The organism is Hydrogenophaga aquatica (genome assembly GCF_054780915.1).
Genome location: NZ_BAAGVK010000012.1, coordinates 23,844 through 41,065, shown reverse-complemented (window position 1 = coordinate 41,065; position 17,222 = coordinate 23,844). Strand labels below are relative to the sequence as shown.

The 17,222-nt window shown below is 62.1% G+C and carries 17 protein-coding genes; 11 read left to right on the top strand and 6 right to left on the bottom strand.

The window, feature by feature from the left end; translation table 11 throughout:
- The first annotated feature begins 6 nt into the window (after positions 1 to 6).
- Both ACYVHH_RS11480 and ACYVHH_RS11475 read left to right on the top strand, forming a co-directional pair.
- Positions 7 to 1,827: an acyl-CoA dehydrogenase family protein gene (locus ACYVHH_RS11480; protein ID WP_460565308.1), complete on the top strand. Its 1,821-nt coding sequence runs from the start codon at positions 7 to 9 to the stop codon at positions 1,825 to 1,827.
- 54 nt (positions 1,828 to 1,881) lie between these two features.
- On the top strand, positions 1,882 to 2,850 hold the full coding sequence (locus tag ACYVHH_RS11475; RefSeq protein WP_460565307.1) for a PDR/VanB family oxidoreductase: 969 nt from the start codon (positions 1,882 to 1,884) through the stop codon (positions 2,848 to 2,850).
- Positions 2,851 to 2,884: 34 nt separating this feature from the next.
- Here ACYVHH_RS11475 and ACYVHH_RS11470 read toward each other — a convergent pair whose 3' ends face one another.
- The gene (locus tag ACYVHH_RS11470) at positions 2,885 to 3,409 is read right to left on the bottom strand and encodes a MarR family winged helix-turn-helix transcriptional regulator (RefSeq protein ID WP_460565306.1); all 525 of its coding nucleotides are present in this window, start codon (positions 3,407 to 3,409) and stop codon (positions 2,885 to 2,887) included.
- A 225-nt stretch (positions 3,410 to 3,634) separates the two neighbouring features.
- Here ACYVHH_RS11470 and ACYVHH_RS11465 point away from each other — a divergent pair, with 225 nt between their 5' ends.
- The 5 genes from ACYVHH_RS11465 to ACYVHH_RS11445 all read left to right on the top strand — a co-directional run bounded on the left by ACYVHH_RS11465 (position 3,635) and on the right by ACYVHH_RS11445 (position 8,181).
- Complete coding sequence (locus tag ACYVHH_RS11465) at positions 3,635 to 4,051, top strand: MarR family winged helix-turn-helix transcriptional regulator (protein ID WP_460565388.1); 417 nt, start codon at positions 3,635 to 3,637, stop codon at positions 4,049 to 4,051.
- A 70-nt stretch (positions 4,052 to 4,121) separates the two neighbouring features.
- On the top strand, positions 4,122 to 5,159 hold the full coding sequence (locus ACYVHH_RS11460; RefSeq protein WP_460565305.1) for an aromatic ring-hydroxylating dioxygenase subunit alpha: 1,038 nt from the start codon (positions 4,122 to 4,124) through the stop codon (positions 5,157 to 5,159).
- Position 5,160: 1 nt separating this feature from the next.
- Complete coding sequence (locus tag ACYVHH_RS11455; protein ID WP_460565304.1) at positions 5,161 to 6,132, top strand: PDR/VanB family oxidoreductase; 972 nt, start codon at positions 5,161 to 5,163, stop codon at positions 6,130 to 6,132.
- 59 nt (positions 6,133 to 6,191) lie between these two features.
- Positions 6,192 to 7,232: a TRAP transporter substrate-binding protein gene (locus ACYVHH_RS11450; RefSeq protein WP_460565303.1), complete on the top strand. Its 1,041-nt coding sequence runs from the start codon at positions 6,192 to 6,194 to the stop codon at positions 7,230 to 7,232.
- A 31-nt stretch (positions 7,233 to 7,263) separates the two neighbouring features.
- Positions 7,264 to 8,181, top strand: coding sequence for a DMT family transporter (locus ACYVHH_RS11445; protein WP_460565301.1), 918 nt, complete (start codon positions 7,264 to 7,266; stop codon positions 8,179 to 8,181).
- A 3-nt stretch (positions 8,182 to 8,184) separates the two neighbouring features.
- Here ACYVHH_RS11445 and ACYVHH_RS11440 read toward each other — a convergent pair whose 3' ends face one another.
- The gene (locus tag ACYVHH_RS11440) at positions 8,185 to 8,658 is read right to left on the bottom strand and encodes an Lrp/AsnC family transcriptional regulator (protein WP_460565300.1); all 474 of its coding nucleotides are present in this window, start codon (positions 8,656 to 8,658) and stop codon (positions 8,185 to 8,187) included.
- A gap of 132 nt (positions 8,659 to 8,790) precedes the next feature.
- Here ACYVHH_RS11440 and hppD point away from each other — a divergent pair, with 132 nt between their 5' ends.
- The 4 genes from hppD to ACYVHH_RS11420 are packed head-to-tail and all read left to right on the top strand — an operon-like array spanning position 8,791 to position 11,868.
- Positions 8,791 to 9,891, top strand: a complete 1,101-nt coding sequence (gene hppD / locus ACYVHH_RS11435) for a 4-hydroxyphenylpyruvate dioxygenase (protein ID WP_460565299.1) — start codon at positions 8,791 to 8,793, stop codon at positions 9,889 to 9,891.
- A 27-nt stretch (positions 9,892 to 9,918) separates the two neighbouring features.
- Entirely contained in the window at positions 9,919 to 10,218 is a 300-nt protein-coding gene (locus ACYVHH_RS11430) for a 4a-hydroxytetrahydrobiopterin dehydratase (protein WP_460565298.1), read from the top strand.
- Between the two features lie 29 nt (positions 10,219 to 10,247).
- Complete coding sequence (gene phhA, locus ACYVHH_RS11425) at positions 10,248 to 11,138, top strand: phenylalanine 4-monooxygenase (protein ID WP_460565297.1); 891 nt, start codon at positions 10,248 to 10,250, stop codon at positions 11,136 to 11,138.
- A gap of 19 nt (positions 11,139 to 11,157) precedes the next feature.
- Positions 11,158 to 11,868, top strand: coding sequence for an SDR family NAD(P)-dependent oxidoreductase (locus tag ACYVHH_RS11420; protein ID WP_460565296.1), 711 nt, complete (start codon positions 11,158 to 11,160; stop codon positions 11,866 to 11,868).
- Here ACYVHH_RS11420 and ACYVHH_RS11415 read toward each other — a convergent pair.
- The 4 genes from ACYVHH_RS11415 to ACYVHH_RS11400 all read right to left on the bottom strand — a co-directional run bounded on the left by ACYVHH_RS11415 (position 11,852) and on the right by ACYVHH_RS11400 (position 17,023).
- Complete coding sequence (locus tag ACYVHH_RS11415; protein WP_460565295.1) at positions 11,852 to 13,375, bottom strand: bifunctional aminoglycoside phosphotransferase/ATP-binding protein; 1,524 nt, start codon at positions 13,373 to 13,375, stop codon at positions 11,852 to 11,854. The genes ACYVHH_RS11420 and ACYVHH_RS11415 overlap by 17 nt on opposite strands.
- Before the next feature lie 84 nt (positions 13,376 to 13,459).
- Complete coding sequence (locus ACYVHH_RS11410) at positions 13,460 to 14,455, bottom strand: porin (protein ID WP_460565294.1); 996 nt, start codon at positions 14,453 to 14,455, stop codon at positions 13,460 to 13,462.
- Between the two features lie 225 nt (positions 14,456 to 14,680).
- Entirely contained in the window at positions 14,681 to 15,778 is a 1,098-nt protein-coding gene (locus ACYVHH_RS11405) for a porin (RefSeq protein ID WP_460565293.1), read from the bottom strand.
- Positions 15,779 to 15,994: 216 nt separating this feature from the next.
- Entirely contained in the window at positions 15,995 to 17,023 is a 1,029-nt protein-coding gene (locus tag ACYVHH_RS11400) for a porin (RefSeq protein WP_460565292.1), read from the bottom strand.
- Positions 17,024 to 17,222: the final 199 nt, after the last annotated feature.

The following is a 17,222-nucleotide window of genomic DNA, read 5'->3' as shown; positions in this document are numbered from 1 at the left end:
TCCAAGATGCCTAACTACACTGCGCCCGTTGCCGATTGGCAATTTCTGCTGCACGATGTGCTGCGCGTCCAAGACCATGCCGACCTGCCAGGCTTCGCGGATCTGACTCCTGAATTCACCGGCCAAATACTGGAGGCTGCAGCCACGTTCCACCAGGAAGTGCTGCACCCTCTGAATCTCAAAGGCGACGCTGAAGGTGCTCACATCAACGACGGCCACGTTCGCACCCCTGCAGGTTTTGTGCAGGCGTGGCAAGCCTACCGCGAGGCTGGATGGCACCGTCTTAGCCTGCCCGAGGCTCTCGGAGGTGCGGGCCTGCCACCAGTGATGGCTGTGCCTGTCAGCGAGCTTCGCGCCGCCACAGGGCACTCCTTCTCCATGTACAGCAGCTTCTGCGCCCCCACGGCCAGCATGCTGTCCAAGCTGGCGCCGGAATGGATACGCAAGCATGTAGTACCCAAGGTCTCGGCAGGCGATTGGACGGCAACAATGTGCATGACCGAACCGCAGGCCGGCACCGACCTGCGCCAGTTGACCACCCGCGCCACACCGCACCCCGACGGAACCTGGCGCGTCACCGGCCGCAAGATCTTCATATCCGGCGGCGACCACGACCTGACCGACAACATCATCCACATCGTCTTGGCGAAAGTACCGGATGAGGATGGCCGCATCCCTTCCGGACTGTCATCGGTTTGCGTATTCATGGTTTCCAAGCGGATGATCGATCCGCAAACCGGTGCCCTCGGTGGCGCTAATGGCGTCACAGCCCGGTCGATCGAACACAAGATGGGCATTGAAGGCAGCGCTACTTGCGCACTGGATTTCGAGGATGCCGTCGCGTGGCGCATTTCCGATGAACGCCGCAGCGGCTCTTCGGCAAATATGGCGCCAATGTTCCTTTTGATGAACTACGCCCGCGTGAGCACAGCCATGTCTGGCGTAGGCTATGCGGAAATCGCGCGGCAGAACGCTGCAGACTATGCACGTGAACGGTTTTCTGGGCGTGCCGGCGACACGCCGCGACATCCGGGCAGCATTGCGGACCCCATCATCGCCCATGCTGACGTGCGGCGCTTGTTGCTTGAATCGCGGTCGTTTGCCGAGGGTGCACGCGCTGGCGCAATGCGCGCCGCCTTGTGGCAGTCAGTGGCCGAGCACTCGCCCAACCCGGCCGAAAGGCAACGCGCCGCAGATCTGCTTGAAGTGCTCACGCCGGTCATGAAAGCCTTTTTCACAGATCGCGGCTTTGACGCGACGGTGGCCTGCCAGCAAGTTCTGGGGGGGCACGGCTATATCAAGGATTACGGCATTGAGCAGTACGTCCGCAACGCCCGCATCGCTCAGCTGTACGAAGGCTCCAATGGCGTACAGGCCATGGACCTGGTGCAACGCAAGCTGACCGCAAACGCAGGCAGAGCACAGAACACCTTCCTCGACACCATTGCCCAATCCATTGACACGCACCAGACCCAGCCAAACCTTGCCGCGTTCGTAAAACCGATGGCAGCAGCGCACGCTCGTATCAAGCGGGCGCTGCATGCGCTGGACAGCTACAGGACTGAGCAGCCGCATGCATTGGCCGGTGGCGCGTACGATCTTCTTACCGCCCTGGGCATCCTCTACGTCGGCTGGAACTGGCTGGAAATTGCTGCGGCGATACACAGTGACGTGTGCCAGGTGGCACGCTCTCCAGAACTCCAAGCGCTCAAACTCACCCTGGGTGGGGTCTGGATGGAGCGCCAGCTTCCCCTGATCGACGGTCTTTGCTCACGCATCGAATGCGGCAACGCCAGCCTCATGGCTTTGAGCGATGCCGAAATCTGAATGCACCAACGATCGAAAGCAGCAAACAAGAACCTCGAAATTCCTATGAGTACGATGGCTGACACCCCCGCCTTGCGCCTTCGCGTTCACAGCATGATGCGCCAAACGCAGGACATCTTGACGCTGGTGCTGGAATCCCTGGACCACCACCCGCTGCCAGAGTTCACGCCTGGCGCACACCTGGATATAAAGATTGCGCCAGGGCTTTCAAGAAGCTACTCCATCGTTGGGTATGGGGGCGCACCCCACCGCTACGAAATCGGAGTGGCAAAGGACCCGAGAAGCCGTGGCGGCTCGCGTTTCGTTCACGAAAAATTGCGCGTCGGCGATGAAGTCAACGCATCCCTCCCACGCAACTTGTTTCCCCTGAACGAAGCTGCCGCATCCACGGTCCTCATTGCAGGAGGCATCGGCATCACCCCCATCTGGTCGATGGCACAACGGCTCGAAGCCTTGCAGAGGCCTTGGACTCTATGCTATGCGGCTCGCTCCAGAGAACACGCTGCCTACCTGGAAGACATCGAAGCATTGGCCCGCCAATCCAGAGTGGGATCTTTGTTGACTCACTTCGACGATGAGCATGGAAATCGCCCGGCAGACATCGAGTCGCTTCTGGCCCGCGCCGACAACAACGCCCATCTGTACTGCTGCGGCCCGCAACCCATGCTCGCCGCGTTTGAGTCGGCTACCGCCAAGTGGCCCTCGGAGCAGGTACATCTGGAACGGTTCAGTGCAGCCCCGAACACCGCCCCTGCCGGACAGTTCAAGGTGATTCTGAAACAGTCAGGCATGTGCTTGGACGTTCCTCCAGAACGTTCCATTCTGGATATCGCCCTGGAAGCGGGTGTCAATGCACAGTATGGCTGCATGCAAGGCTCTTGCGGGCTTTGCGAAACGGCGGTCCTGTCTGGAATTCCGGAACACCGCGACAACTTGCTGTCCGACTCCGTCAAGTCTCAGAACCGAACCATGCTGATCTGTTGTTCACGCAGTCAATCCGAAGAACTGGTTCTCGACCTGTAGCCCCCATGATGAGGGCCACAGCCTGACGGCCCTATCACGCTTCCTGCTGTTGCCGCAGGTGTGCCGCGTTGCGCAGGCGGCTCAACGCATGCCGCAAGGTAGCCAGTTCCTCTGGTTGCAAACAGCTGAAAAAATTCCGCTCAGCTTCGTCAACGGCCGCCTCGCACCGCATCAGTACCGTGCGGCCCAGTTCGGTCGTCGAAATCAACAAAACGCGGCGGTTGCCCGGATCGTCCCGCCGCTCCAGCCAGCCCTTGTATTCCAGGGTTTTGACGAACTCCCCCATGGACTGCGCTGTCTTGCGAGCCAGCCGAGACAACTCTGCCGACGAAAGGGGTTCATGGTGTGCGACCAGGCTCATTACCAGATACTGCCCCGCAGTCATGCCATGCGGCTGCAGCACCTCTTCCAGACACTGGTGCACCAACTGTTCTACTTGCTGGATGTAAAAAAAACCCCGGGTATTAATTGCCATCCTGATGACTTCTTGGGTGTGTAAAGGATGTTGGGGATGCGGGATGCCGCTGAAGGCCCGCATCGGCCTTATATAAGGCTTCATTATATTCTCAACAGTCCGTCCAGAACACCCAAGTGCTTTTTTGCTGGCTGGCCGTTGCCTTATAGTCCGCACGTCTCCGTCCAACCATTGCCCGCCATGCCAGCCGCCCGCCGCGCAGCGTCCACACCTCCCCCCGCCCCCAAGGCCCCTGCACCTCATGCCGACGTAGCAGCCAGCCCCATCCCGGACGACACACTGGAGTTGCACGCCGAGCCAGGACACCTGATGCGCCGCGCGCACCAGATCGCCGTCTCCACCTTCCACGAGACCCACGGCAGGCACGTCACCCCAGTGCAATACGCCATTCTGCGCGCGCTGCAGGACAACCCAGGCATCGACCAGGTCACGCTGGCCCAGCGCGTTGCGCTGGACACCTCCACCACCGCCGACATTGCCACCCGCCTGGAAAGCAAGGGCTGGATCGCGCGCGAGCTGTTGCCAAGGCGCCAGCGCAGCCTCACACTCACCCCGGAAGGCCAGGCGGTGCTGGACAACATGCTGCCGCACGTGAACGACATGTACCGCCAGCTGCTGCAACCACTCACCCCCCAGGAGCAGGTGGAATTCCTGCGGCTGCTGCGCAAGTTCGTCCGCCTGGCAGGCCAGAACGAGAGCACGCCCCGGGAAAACCCCGAGGCGTGATGCCTTTTTTCTTGGCACGTCATTCAGTACAATGAATGACATTCAGCATACTGAATGAAGGAGACCGCACATGTTCCCAAAAAACACCTGGTACGTGGCCTGCGCCGCGCACGACATTGACGCCAAGCCCCTGGGCCGCAAGATCTGCAACGAAAGCATCGTGTTCTACCGCGATGACAACGGCCAGGTCGCAGCGGTGGAGGATTTCTGCCCGCACCGCGGCGCACCGCTGTCGCTGGGCTACGTGTGCAAAGGCAAGCTGGTGTGCGGCTACCACGGCCTGGAAATGGGCCGCGACGGCAAGACCATCGCCATGCCCGGCCAGCGCGTGCAGGGTTTCCCCGCCATCAAGAGCTACCCGGTGCAGGAACGCTACGGCTTCATCTGGGTGTGGACGGGCGATGCCGAACGCGCCGACCCCGCCTTGATCCCGCACATGGAGTGGTACGACAACCCGGAATGGGCCTACGGCGGCGGCCTGTACCACGTCAAGGCCGACTACCGTCTGATGATCGACAACCTGATGGACCTGACGCACGAAACCTACGTGCACTCCACCAGCATCGGCCAGCCCGAGATCGACGAAACCCCGTGCAAGACGGTGGTCAACGGCGACGAGGTGGTGACCAGCCGCTTCATGGAAAACATTCCCGCGCCGCCGTTCTGGCGCGCTGCTCTGCGCGCCAAAGGTCTGGCCGACGACGTGCCGGTGGACCGCTGGCAAATCTGCCGCTTCACCCCGCCCAGCCACGTGATGATTGAAGTGGGTGTGGCGCACGCTGGCCACGGAGGCTACGACGCCCCGGCCGAACACAAGGTCTACAGCGTGGTGGTTGACTTCATCACCCCCGAGACAGACACCTCCATGTGGTACCACTGGGGCATGGCGCGCAAGTTCAACCCACAAGACACCGCACTGACCGACCAGATCCGCGAGGGCCAGGGCAAGATCTTCGGCGAGGATCTTGAAATGCTGGAGCGCCAGCAGGCCAACCTGAGCGCGTTCCCGGAACGCAAGCTGCTCAAGCTCAACATCGACGCAGGCGGTGTGCAGGCACGCCGCGTCATTGACAGGCTGATCTCCACCGAGCAGGCACCGCAGGTCTGACATGAGCCAACCCGCAACGCCCCTGCACGTGCGCGTGATACGCAAGCACGTGGAAGCGCAGGACATTTGCAGCCTGGTACTGGAACCCGTGGAGGGGCATCTGCCCGCCTTCACGGCCGGTGCACACATTGACGTGCACCTGCCCGGCAACGGGCTGGTGCGCCAATACTCGCTGTGCAACGCGCCCAGCGAAGCAGGCCGCTATGTCATCGCCGTGCTGCGCGACGCAGCCTCGCGCGGTGGTTCGCAAGCCGTGCATGAATTGGTGCACGAAGGCACCGAGTTGCAGATCAGCGCGCCACGCAACCACTTCCCGCTGGCCGAAAGCGCGCCGCACCACCTGCTGCTCGCGGGCGGCATTGGCGTCACGCCACTGCTGGCAATGTCAGAGACTCTGGCCGCCCAGGGCGCCAGCTTCGAGCTGCACTACGCCACACGCTCCCGCGACCGCATGGCGTTCATTGAGCGCATCAGCAACTCGCCCTACGCCAGCCGCGCACACTTCCATTTCGACGACGGCCCGCCAGAGCAGCGTCTGGACATTGCCGCGCTGCTCCGGCAGGCGCCCGCTGGCACGCACCTGTACGTGTGCGGGCCGCAGGGCTTCATGGACGCCGTGCTCAAGACGGCGCGCGACGCCGCCTGGGACGAATCCCGTCTGCACTACGAGTTCTTCGGCGCGGCCCCCTCGAAGCAAGCCGACGATGGCAGTTTCGAACTGGAACTGGCGGGCTCGGGCCGCGTCATACCCGTGGCAGCAGACAAGACACCTTTGCAGGCGCTGCTGGACGCAGGCATCGACATCCCCATGTCCTGCGAACAGGGCGTGTGCGGCACCTGCCTCACAAGGGTGATCAGCGGCACGCCCGACCACCGGGACCACTACCTCACCCCGGACGAGCACGCCGCCAACGACCAGTTCCTGCCCTGCTGCTCGCGCAGCAAGAGCCCGCGTCTTGTGCTTGACCTTTGAGCAAACTGGCACGACTATTCACGCTGCTACGGCAACTCATCACTTATAAGGAGACAACGATGAAATTTCTGAAACGCCGCACCACCCTTGCCATGTTGGCCGCTGCCGCCATGGCCACCCTGTCGGGTCAGGCTGCGGCCCAGCAAGTCACCTTGCGCCTGCACCAGATGCTGCCCGCGCAGGCGACCATCCCCGCCCGCGCGCTGGTGCCCTGGGCCCAGAAGGTCGAGAAGGAATCGGGCGGCAGGATCAAGGTTCAGCTGTTTCATGCCATGCAACTCGGCGGCGGTTCTCCCGCCACACTGTTCGACCAGGCCAAGGACGGCGTGGTTGACCTGACCTGGACCGTGCTGGGCTACACGCCTGGCCGCTTCCCCAAGACCGAAGTGTTTGAGCTGCCCTTCATGAGCGGCAACGCCGAGAGTTCCTCCAAGGCCATCCAGGAATACGTGGAAAAGTACGCTGCCGACGAGTTCAAGGACGTCAAGCTGATTGCCGTGCACACCCATGGCCCTGGCCTGTTCCACACCAAGCAGCCCGTGACCGGCCTGGAGACCCTGCGCGGCATGAAGGTGCGCGGCGGTTCGCGCATCATCAACAACATGCTCACCAAGCTCGGCGCCTCGCCCGTTGGCATGCCCGTGCCCGCCGTGACCGAAGCCCTGTCCAAGGGCGTCATCGACGGCACCACGATTCCATGGGAAGTCGCACCGTCGCTGAAAGTGCATGAACTGGTGCGCAACCACACCACGTTCGCTGGCGACAAGGGGCTGTACACCCAGACCTTCGCCTTCAGCATGAACAAAGGTTCCTACGAGAAGCTGCCCGCCGACCTCAAGAAGATCATCGACGACAACTCCGGCATCGAGACCGCTGCGCTGTTCGGCCGAGCCATGGACGAGGGCGACAAGGCCGGGCGCGAGATCGCCGTCAAGGCTGGCAACAACATCGTTGCGCTGGACATTGCCGAGACCCAGCGCTGGCTGCGCACGGCGAGCACGGTGGAAAGCGACTGGGTGGCTGAAGTGGCCAAGAAAGGCATCGACGGCAAGAAGCTGGCCGCCGAGGCCCGCGCGCTGATCGCCAAGTACAGCCGCTGACCGCAGCCTTGGCATACATCACAATCCGGGCATGACTGCCCGCACCCTGCCCGCCGCCGGACACCTGTCCGGCGCGGCTTTTGCCACGCTGCTGCTGATCGCCTTCATGATGGGGGCGAACCATGTGGCAGCACGCATTGCCTTCGACCACGGCGTGGACGTGGCCACCGCCGTGACCTTCCGCAGCGGGGTCACGGCGCTGGTGGTGGGCGGGCTGCTTCTGTTCTACCAGGTTCCCGTTCGCTTGACGGCACGCCACCGCAAGGCCCTGCCCGCCATTGGCGCGCTGGTGGCCGTGCAGAGCCTGTGCCTGTATTCCTCCGTGGCCAGGCTGCCCGTGGCGCTGGCCTTGCTGGCGTTCAACACCTACCCGCTGTGGACAGCACTGTGGGCACGCGTGGTCTACCGGCACCGGCCCGAGCCGCGCGTGGTCAGGGCGATGCCCATCATGCTGCTCGGCCTGGCCTTGGCGCTGGATGTGTCGGGCGCATCGTCCGGCCTGGGCACCACCGGCCACTGGAGCCAGATCGGCACGGGGGTTGCGTTTGCCATGGCGGCCGCAGCCACCTTCGGCCTGGCCCTGGTCCTCACCCAGCACGAAGCGGGCGACCTCGACGGGCGCCTGCGCACCTTCAGCACCATGGGGATCGTGGGCGTGCTGGCGCTGGCAGGCACGTTCGCACAAGGCGGGCTGCATCTGCCCAACGCTGCAGCGGGCTGGTGGGGCCTCATGGGCCTGACCTTCCTCTACGGCACTGCCTTCACCATCATGTTCACGGTACTGCCGCGCCTGGGTGTGGTGGGCAATTCGGCCATCATGAACATCGAGCCCATCTTCGCCCTGGTACTGGCCTGGGCCCTTCTGGGCCAGACCATTGCCCCCATTCAGGTGGCGGGCGGCCTGATGGTGGTGGGCACCGTCATGTGGCTGGGCCTGCGCAAACGCTGACGTTCACGCGTCCAGCGGCAGCGCGCTGGTGCATTTCACCTCGTCCAGGCACACACTCGACCGCACGCCGTTGACCCCTGGCAACTGCGCCAGCGTGCCCAACAAAAAGTCCGACAGCGCCTTCAGGTCGCGCGCCACCACCTTCAGCACGTAGTCGAAGTCGCCGGTCACGGCGTAGCACTCCTGCACCTGCGTCAACCCGCTGACCACGTCACGGAACTTCACCACCTCGCGTATGTGCCCACGCTCCATGGTCACGTGCACAAAGGCGAGCACCCCCAGCCCTACCTTCGCAGCATCCAGCCGGGCTTCGTAGCGGCGCACATAGCCACGCTCCTCCAGCCGCCGGTGACGCCGGTTGCATTGCGCAGGCGACAGGTGCACCGCCTCGGCCAGCTCCAGGTTCGACACCCGGCCATGCGCCTGCAAGTGGGCCAGAATGCGCCGGTCTATTTGATCCAACTCAAAGTCATGCAATCAATCATCCCCTTTGGCGAAATAAAAGAGGAATGATTGCACAAATAGTGGTTTCCCTGGTGGCTTTATGCAAACCCATTGCGCCGATGGTGGCATAAAGTTTCGGCTTCAATCGTTTCAAGGAGCACCACCATGGCCGACCTGTTTGACAACCCCATGGGCCTGTGCGGTTTCGAGTTCGTCGAATTCGCCTCCCCTGCCCCCAACGTGCTCGAACCTCTGTTCGAGAAAATGGGCTTCACCCTGGTGGCCAAGCACCGCTCCAAGGACGTGGTGCTCTACCGCCAGGGCGGCATCAACTTCATCGTCAACCGCGAGCCGAAGAGCCTGGCGGGCTACTTCGCCGCCGAGCACGGCCCCAGCGCCTGCGGCCTGGCCTTCCGCGTGAAAGACTCGCACAAGGCCTACGCCCGTGCCCTGGAACTGGGCGCCCAGCCCATCGAAATTCCCACCGGCCCCATGGAGTTGCGCCTGCCCGCCATCAAGGGCATTGGCGGCGCGCCGCTGTACCTCATCGACCGTTACGAAGACGGCAAGAGCATCTACGACATCGACTTCGAGTTCCTGCCCGGCTTTGAAGACCCCGCCAGCCGCCACCCCGTGGGCCACGGCTTCAAACTCATCGACCACCTCACCCACAACGTCTACCGTGGGCGCATGGCCTTCTGGGGCAGCTTCTACGAGCGCATCTTCAACTTCCGCGAAATCCGCTACTTCGACATCAAGGGCGAGTACACCGGCCTGACAAGCCGGGCCATGACCGCGCCCGATGGCCTGATCCGTATCCCGCTGAACGAAGAGTCAGGCAAGAACGGCGGCCAGATCGAAGAATTCCTCATGCAGTTCAATGGCGAAGGCATCCAGCACATCGCCCTGCTGACGGACGACATCCTGGCCAGCGTGGACGCCCTACAGATGGCAGGCATTCCGCTGATGACTGCCCCCAACGACATCTATTACGAAATGCTCAACGAGCGGCTGCCCGGCCACGGCGAGCCCACGGCCGAGCTGCAGGCACGCGGCATCCTGCTTGACGGCTCCACCGCCAACGGCGAAAAACGCCTGCTGCTGCAAATCTTCAGCCAGACGCTGCTGGGCCCGGTGTTCTTCGAGTTCATCCAGCGCAAGGCCGACGAAGGCTTCGGCGAAGGCAACTTCAAGGCGCTGTTCGAAAGCCTGGAACGCGACCAGATCCGCCGCGGCGCCATCCAGGTCGAGAAAACCCCTGCCTGACAACCCCAAACACAAGGAGTCCCACACATGAACAAGCTCGATGGCCAGGCCCTGCAAGCCCAGCTGGCCCTGGTGCCGCAATGGCGGTTTGACGAAGAAAGCCATGCCATCGAGCGGCGGTTCGTGTTCAAGGATTTCAACGCTGCCTTCGGCTTCATGACCCGTGTGGCCCTGGCCGCCGAGCAGCGCAACCACCACCCCGAGTGGTTCAACGTCTACAACCGCGTGGACATCACCTTCACCACCCACGACGCCGGGGGCCTGACGGCCCGCGACATCGAATTTGCGCAGTGGGTAAACGAAGCAGCCGCCAGCCTGGGCGGCTGACCACGCGCCCTTCCCCAAGGAGGCCAGCCATGCTTGCCGACACCCTCCCTCCCCCCGTCAAACATGGTCTGGCCGCTGGCGCTGCCGGACGCCCCGCCACCGCAGACTGGACCATCGATCAGGGCTGGGACAACTACACCCTGGCCGAACACGCCGTCTGGCAAACCCTGTACGAACGTCAGATGCGCCTGCTCGAAGGCCGTGCCTGCGATGAATTCGTGGCAGGCATGAAGGCCTTGCCCATCGCCGCAGACCGCATTCCCGACTTTCGCCGCATGAGCGAGGTGTTGATGAAACACACCGGCTGGCAGGTGGTGGCCGTGCCCGGCCTGGTGCCCGACGATGTCTTCTTCAACCACCTGGCCCACCGGCGCTTCCCGGCAGGCCAGTTCATCCGCCGGGCCGACCAGCTTGACTACCTGGAAGAACCCGACGTGTTCCACGACGTGTTCGGCCACGTCCCCATGCTGATGAACCCCATCATGGCCGACTTCATCCAGGCCTACGGCGAAGGCGGCCTGCGCGCACAGCAACTGGGCCACTTGGACATGCTGGCCCGGGTGTACTGGTACACCGTGGAGTTCGGCCTGGTGCGCCAGGGCAACAGCCTGCGCATCTACGGCGGCGGCATCGCCTCGTCGTACAGCGAAAGCATCTTCAGCCTAGACTCGCCCTCGCCCAACCGGGTGCTGTTCGATCTGCCCCGCGTCATGCGCAGCCTCTACCGCATTGACGACTTCCAGGAAACCTACTTCGTGCTCGACAAGCTGGAAGACCTGCTTGCCCTCGCCCAGGTGGACTTCGGCCCGCTGTACGAAGAAGTGGCCCGTCAGGCGCCCCTGCCCCCAGGCCAGCTCCTGCCCGGCGACACCGTGCTCACGCGCGGCGACGGCAGCTACCACAGCCAGAAGCGAGGCTGACCCTTCCAGGTTGCAAACCATGACCACCACAAACCGCACCGTCCTCATCACTGGCGCCGCCGGCCACCTGGGTCGCGCCGTGGCGCAGCACTTTGCCAGCCAGGGCGCCAACCTGGCGCTGGTTGACGTGAGCAAGCTTGCACTGCAAAGCGCCATCCCGCCCGAGCTGGACGCCAAACGCATGCTCACGCTGCCCACCGACCTGCTGAGCCGCGAAGCAACGGAACAAGCCGTGGCCGCCGCCATGCAACACTTTGGTCGCATCGACGTGCTGGCCAACATTGCGGGCGGTTTTGCCATGGGTGACCCGGTCCACACCCTGGACGACGAGACCTGGGACGCGATGTTCAACCTGAACACCCGCACGCTGCTCAATGCCGTGCGCGCCACCGTGCCGCACATGCTGGCACAGGGCAGCGGAAAGATCGTCAACGTGGGCGCAGCGTCCGCGCAGAAGGGGCTGGGCCAGATGGGCGCCTACTGCGCCAGCAAGAGCGCCGTCATCCGGCTGACCGAATCCATGGCGGCGGAACTGCGCGAGCAGGGCATCAACGTCAACTGTGTGCTGCCGACCATCATCGACACCCCACCGAACCGCGCTGCCATGCCCGGCGCCGACCCCAGCCGCTGGGTGGCCCCGGCCGACCTGGCCGCCGTTATCGGGTTCCTTGCGTCCGACGCAGCACGCGCCGTTCATGGCGCCGCGGTGCCGGTCAGCGGGTTGAGTTGAAGGCATCCGCCCAGGCGCGCGCCTGGGTCTGCAGGTCTTCCAGCGTTCCGTCGTTGGTCACGCACACGTGCCAAGCGGCCCAGTCCGGGGGAACGGGTTCTGCAAACGCCATCTGCTGCGCCAACACCTGGGGCGTGGCGTCTGATGCGTCACGCCCTTCGGCTTGCCTGGTAATGAGCCTGGCCTGCATACGTTCCTGCGAAGCCACACACTCCAGCAGCACGAAACGCGCGCCTGCCTGCTGCGCCAGTTCACGCATGGCGTCGCGCTCCGCCTGGCGCAGAAACGCCGCATCCACCACCGCCACCAGGCCGGCAGCAACCAGCACGCGCGCAACCTCGGCCAAACGGGCATAGGTTTGCCGGGTGGCCTCCGGGTTGTAGATATCCGGCCCTGGCCTGGCCGTGGCGGGCAGGCCGCACAGGCGCTTGCGTTCCACGTCTGACCGCACCCGCACCGCGCCCACCCCCTGCAAGGCGAGCAGGGCCACCAATTCCTGCGCCAGTGTGGACTTCCCCGAGCCGCTCAAACCCATCGTCACCAGCACAGCCGGGGTGCGTGGCGGCGCCGCCAGGTGTTCGGCCAGCAGCCAGTAGCGCTCAAACACTTCGGGCGGCGCATTGCTCAAAAGCGCCACGTTCGCCCGCACCAGCGCCCTGTACGTGGCAAAGGCGTGCAACCCCGTCAGGCCGTCAAAGTCGCCCGTGTGCTCCACATAGGCATTCACAAAACGCCAGGCCAATGCGGGCAAGCCGTGCGCCAGCAAATCCATGAATGCGAAGGCCGCATCGTTCATCACGTCGATGCAGCGCAGGTCTGGCTCGAACTCGATGGCATCGAAGGCCACCTGCCTCCCCTGCCATTCCACCAGGTTGGCCAGGTGCAGGTCGCCATGGCACTCCCGAACCCAGCCTTGTGCCTGGCGTCTGTGCCGCCAGGGTTCCAGCCCAGCTAGGCGATGGCCTATCTGCTCCCGCAGCCTGGTATGTCGCTCAAGAGTGAGCCAGGTCGGCCGGCCCGGGTGGCGCGCAATGGCATCCAGGCTGTCTTCGGTCCAGGCGTCGACGTCTTTGGCGGGTGCCCAATTGGGCGGCATCGGCTCCTGCGCCGTGTGAAAAGCCGCCACGTGGGCAGCCAGGGCATCCACCCGAGCATCGTTCAATTGTCCGTTGGCCGCCATGTGCGACCACACGGCCTCTGCGGGGAAGCGCCGCATGCGCAGCACCCAATCGGTCACGGGGGCATTGGCCGTTGCACCCAGCACCAAGGCGCCATCGGCACGGGTGCTCACCGGCAACACGTCCAGGTACAGATCTGGTGCCGTGCGGCGGTTCAACCGCAACTCTTCCTCGCAGTAATGGCGCCGGGCTTCCAGCGTAGAAAAGTCCAGGAAGGGCAGCTTCACCGGCTTCTTGAACTTGTAGGCCAAGTCGCTCGCCAGCACCACCGTGGAGATGTGGGTGTGCAGCACCCGCACTTCTGTGCCCCAATGGTCAAAATACGTCATGCTGCCAAGGGTACAAAAAAAACCGCCTGGCAAGCCAGGCGGTTTTGGCACTGTCCGAAGAAAGCGGTCTTGCGACCGCAGTCATCAGAAGGTGTGGCGGACGCCAACAGCCAGGTTGGAAACCTTGGTGGTGGTAGCACCACCAGCAGATTCAACCTTGGTGTTCTCGTAGCCCACGTAGGCGGTCGTGCGCTTGGACAGGTTGTAGGTACCCACCAGGGCGTAGCCGCTACCATCCAGCTTCACGCCAGCGGTTTCGCTCTTGCTCTTGGCATAGCCCAGTGCCACAGCGTATGCACCAAAGGGCATGCTCACGCCCAGTTGATAGTCTTTGTCTTTGGTAGCACCTTGCTTGCCGGTCTGGTAAGAACCAGTCAGCTTCGCAACGCCGAAGTCGTAAGAAGCACCCAGAATGTTGTACTTGATGTCAGCAGCGTTCTGAACTTCTTGTTTTTGGTAACCAAAACCAACCAACAGCGGACCATTGGCATAGCGAACCTGCATGCTGGTGTTGTCCGAAGCAGACAGAGCAGCCGTCTTGTCTTCACCGAAAGCGTAGCTGAAGGAGCCGCTGAAACCCGAGAAGTTCGGAGAGTCGTAAATCACAGAGTGGTTGACACGACCAGCGTAGTTAGCCAGACCGGTGTTAGCAACAGTGCCCCACACGTTGATGTTGGAGTTCCAAGTGTGGTTGGTTGCACCAGCCAGGGAGTCGTAAGCGGTGTAGTTACGGCCCAGCTTGACGGAACCGAAGCCGCCCGCCAAACCAACGTTGGCTTCACGTGCAAACATGCCATTAGCATCCACAGCACCGTTGTCGATGTTGAAGTTGCTTTCCAGCTTGAAGATAGCCTTCAGACCACCGCCCAGATCCTCGGTGCCACGCAGACCCCAGAACTGGGTGTTCAGCTGGCTGGACTCGATACCGGTCTTGGTAGCGGGGTACTGCTTCACGCCATTGATTTTGGTGGAGGTGCTCACCAAGCTGGCGTCCAGGCGGCCATACAGTTCAACGGAAGACTGGGCCATCGCGGCGCCGGAAGCGGCCAGAACGGCCAGAGCGATCAGGCTCTTTTTCATTGAGGGTTCTCCTAGGTTTGAAACGACTTCGATCGGCTGGCAGTACCTTGCCGACCTGACTTCCGTCGCGGGAAGCTGAAGGAATTAAACCAGAGCAACCCTCACACCCCCACCCATTTGGCAAGATTCAAGGGCATTTGGTTGTGTTTTTGCAACACAAGGGGCGCCGCGACGGCACCCCTCTTTAACGGGGTTTCATGACAGAGTCAATACAAAAAACCCTGATCAGAAGTCATGACGGATGCCGGCAGCGTACAGACGGTTTTCCGAACGCTTGACGCCTGCAGCGTCTTTGGTGGCGTAGTCGCGGTAGCCTGCGTACAAACGGGTGCGCTTGGACAGGCTGTAAGTCATGCCCAGGCCAAAGCCAGAGGCCTTGGCAACGGTGGCACCAGCCTCTTTCACCTTGCTGCTGGCGTAACCACCCGAGAAGGCAAATGCCCCCATCGGCACCGTCAGGCCCAGGGTGTATTCGCTGTCCTTGCCATCCGTCAGGGTGGCGTTGTTGGCCACTTGCGTATCGCCACTGCGGCGATTGACCCCACCAGACACCCGCACGACGCCAAAGTCATAGGAGGCAGACAGTGCGGTGTACTTGCGGTCGTTCACATCGCTGGCCGGGCTGGAATACATATCCTCTTTGGCGTAGCCCAGCGCCACATCCAGCGGCCCCTGCTTGTAACGAACCATCAACGCGGTGTTGCGCATGCCGTTCTTGGTGATGTCGGCGTCCGTCACCTTTTCGTCCATGGCGTAGTTAAAGCCGAAACTGAAGCCGCCAAACACCGGGGACTCGTAACGAATCATGTTGGCAGACTTGCTGCTGTAGTCGTTGGACGAACTGGTGCCCGTGCCAGCGCGGTTCACACGGTACACGCTGCTGGTGGGCGTGAAGGCAGAGTCAAACACGTTTTGGCTCACGGCCACGGCACGCACATCGTCCAGCACGCTGTAAGTGCGGCCAAGCTTGACAGCACCAAAGCTGCCGGACAAGCCAACGTAGGCGTCACCGCTGAAGTAAGGGTCAGCAGAAGCCCCGGTGTCTACGTTGAAGCGGTTCTCCAGCTTGAAGATGGCCTTCAGACCACCACCCAGATCTTCGGTCCCCATCAAACCCCAACGGCTTCCGGTCAGGCCAGCGTCGCTGCCGTTGAACTGCTTGGCCATACTCAACTCGCTGGCAATGCTGCCATCGGCGTTGCGGGTAGTGGTTTTTTCGTTACCGAGGGATGCATCGACGCGGCCGTAGACGGTGACGGAAGACTGCGCCATGGCGGCGCCGGTAGCGGCCAGCACGGCCAATGCAATCAGGCTTTTTTTCATGAAAAGGCTCCAGAGTTAAGAACTTCGGGAGCTTTCACCCTCCCGACTCACCCCTTGCAGGAAGGGGCTGGAGCCATTACGCCAAGCTCATGTGACACAGCTTGGTCAATCCGGGGTTTCACGCACTTTTGTTGCCCGTAGACAACAAAAAAGCCAGTCGGTGAACCGACTGGCTTGATGAACCCTCTTGCTCAAGCGGGCAAAGCCCGCTGTGAATTAGAAGGTGTGCTTCAGACCGACAGCGTAGATCGTTGCCTTGCCATCTTCGACACCAGCAGCGTCTTTGCTCTTAGAGCTGTGGATGCCGGTGTAAACAGTAGTGCGCTTGGACAGACCGTATGCCAGGGCGATACCATAGCCGGAACGCTTGCTGTCGGTGGCGCCCGCCAGCTTGGTCTTGGAAGTAGCGTAGCCACCAGACAGTGTCAGAGCACCGCCCAGGGGAACGTCCACACCAATGTGGTATTCATTGGTCTTCTCGCCAGTATCTTCCTTCACGTTGCCGTAGCTAGCCAGCAGCTTGGCGGGGCCAAAGTCGTAAGAACCGTTGATGCGGGTGAACTTGTCAGACGCTCCGCTACCCTGGGGCTTTTGGCGCTGGTAAGCAACACCAGCATAGATCGGGCCATCCTCATACTTGGCGTGGAATGCCACAGTATTGGAAGAACTCAGAGCAGCAGTTTTGTCTTCGCCAAAGGCGTAGCTTACTGCACCACTGAAACCACCAAAGGAGGGAGTTGCGTAATACACGCCATTTGCCGGGTTAGCGCTGTAGCCGTTGCTGAAGAAAACGTTATTCACTGCTGCCAGAGCGGAGTCAAATGCGCTGTTGGTAGCGCCGCTGATGTCGTCGTAGGCGGTCCACATTTTACCCAGCTTGACTTCACCGAAGCCACCGGACAGCCCCACATAAGATTGGCGGCTGAACGCTTGGCCTGCAGTTGCGGCACCGGTATCAATGCTGAAGCCCTGCTCCAACAGGAAGTTCGCCTTCAGACCACCGCCCAAATCTTCGGTACCTTTGAAACCGAAGCGGCTGCCGCTCACACCGCCGCTCTGCAGCACGGTGCGACGAACGCCGTCCTTGGTTGCGTCATAGTTGCCGTTAGCGTCAAGGGAATTGACGCCAGACACCTTGGAAGAACCAAACCAAATGTCAGCGATACCGTACACGGTCACGCTGGACTGAGCCATGGCGGCGCCGGAAACAGCCAGAACGGCCAGAGCAATGAGAGACTTTTTCATCTGAAATTTTCCCTAAAAGTTTCAAGGACCAGCGCAGACTGTCTGCGCCAGGCAGATCTCGCGAAAGAGAAGGTGCTCAGCTATTGCACCAGAGTTTTCTACGCTCTTCCACTTATGGGCCATGAAAAGCGCCAGAACTGTTTCATAAAAGAGACATTTTTTGGGTGTTAACCCTTAAGGGCGAACCCCAACCCAAATA

Bases quoted from the DNA above. Each gene is read 5' to 3' on its own strand.
- ACYVHH_RS11480 (WP_460565308.1), top strand. From the start codon at position 7: ATGCCTAACTACACTGCGCCCGTTGCCGATTGGCAATTTCTGCTGCAC.
- ACYVHH_RS11475 (WP_460565307.1), top strand. From the start codon at position 1,882: ATGGCTGACACCCCCGCCTTGCGCCTTCGCGTTCACAGCATGATGCGC.
- ACYVHH_RS11470 (WP_460565306.1), bottom strand. From the start codon at position 3,409: ATGAAGCCTTATATAAGGCCGATGCGGGCCTTCAGCGGCATCCCGCAT.
- ACYVHH_RS11465 (WP_460565388.1), top strand. From the start codon at position 3,635: ATGCGCCGCGCGCACCAGATCGCCGTCTCCACCTTCCACGAGACCCAC.
- ACYVHH_RS11460 (WP_460565305.1), top strand. From the start codon at position 4,122: ATGTTCCCAAAAAACACCTGGTACGTGGCCTGCGCCGCGCACGACATT.
- ACYVHH_RS11455 (WP_460565304.1), top strand. From the start codon at position 5,161: ATGAGCCAACCCGCAACGCCCCTGCACGTGCGCGTGATACGCAAGCAC.
- ACYVHH_RS11450 (WP_460565303.1), top strand. From the start codon at position 6,192: ATGAAATTTCTGAAACGCCGCACCACCCTTGCCATGTTGGCCGCTGCC.
- ACYVHH_RS11445 (WP_460565301.1), top strand. From the start codon at position 7,264: ATGACTGCCCGCACCCTGCCCGCCGCCGGACACCTGTCCGGCGCGGCT.
- hppD (WP_460565299.1), top strand. From the start codon at position 8,791: ATGGCCGACCTGTTTGACAACCCCATGGGCCTGTGCGGTTTCGAGTTC.
- ACYVHH_RS11430 (WP_460565298.1), top strand. From the start codon at position 9,919: ATGAACAAGCTCGATGGCCAGGCCCTGCAAGCCCAGCTGGCCCTGGTG.
- phhA (WP_460565297.1), top strand. From the start codon at position 10,248: ATGCTTGCCGACACCCTCCCTCCCCCCGTCAAACATGGTCTGGCCGCT.
- ACYVHH_RS11420 (WP_460565296.1), top strand. From the start codon at position 11,158: ATGACCACCACAAACCGCACCGTCCTCATCACTGGCGCCGCCGGCCAC.
- ACYVHH_RS11415 (WP_460565295.1), bottom strand. From the start codon at position 13,375: ATGACGTATTTTGACCATTGGGGCACAGAAGTGCGGGTGCTGCACACC.
- ACYVHH_RS11410 (WP_460565294.1), bottom strand. From the start codon at position 14,455: ATGAAAAAGAGCCTGATCGCTCTGGCCGTTCTGGCCGCTTCCGGCGCC.
- ACYVHH_RS11405 (WP_460565293.1), bottom strand. From the start codon at position 15,778: ATGAAAAAAAGCCTGATTGCATTGGCCGTGCTGGCCGCTACCGGCGCC.
- ACYVHH_RS11400 (WP_460565292.1), bottom strand. From the start codon at position 17,023: ATGAAAAAGTCTCTCATTGCTCTGGCCGTTCTGGCTGTTTCCGGCGCC.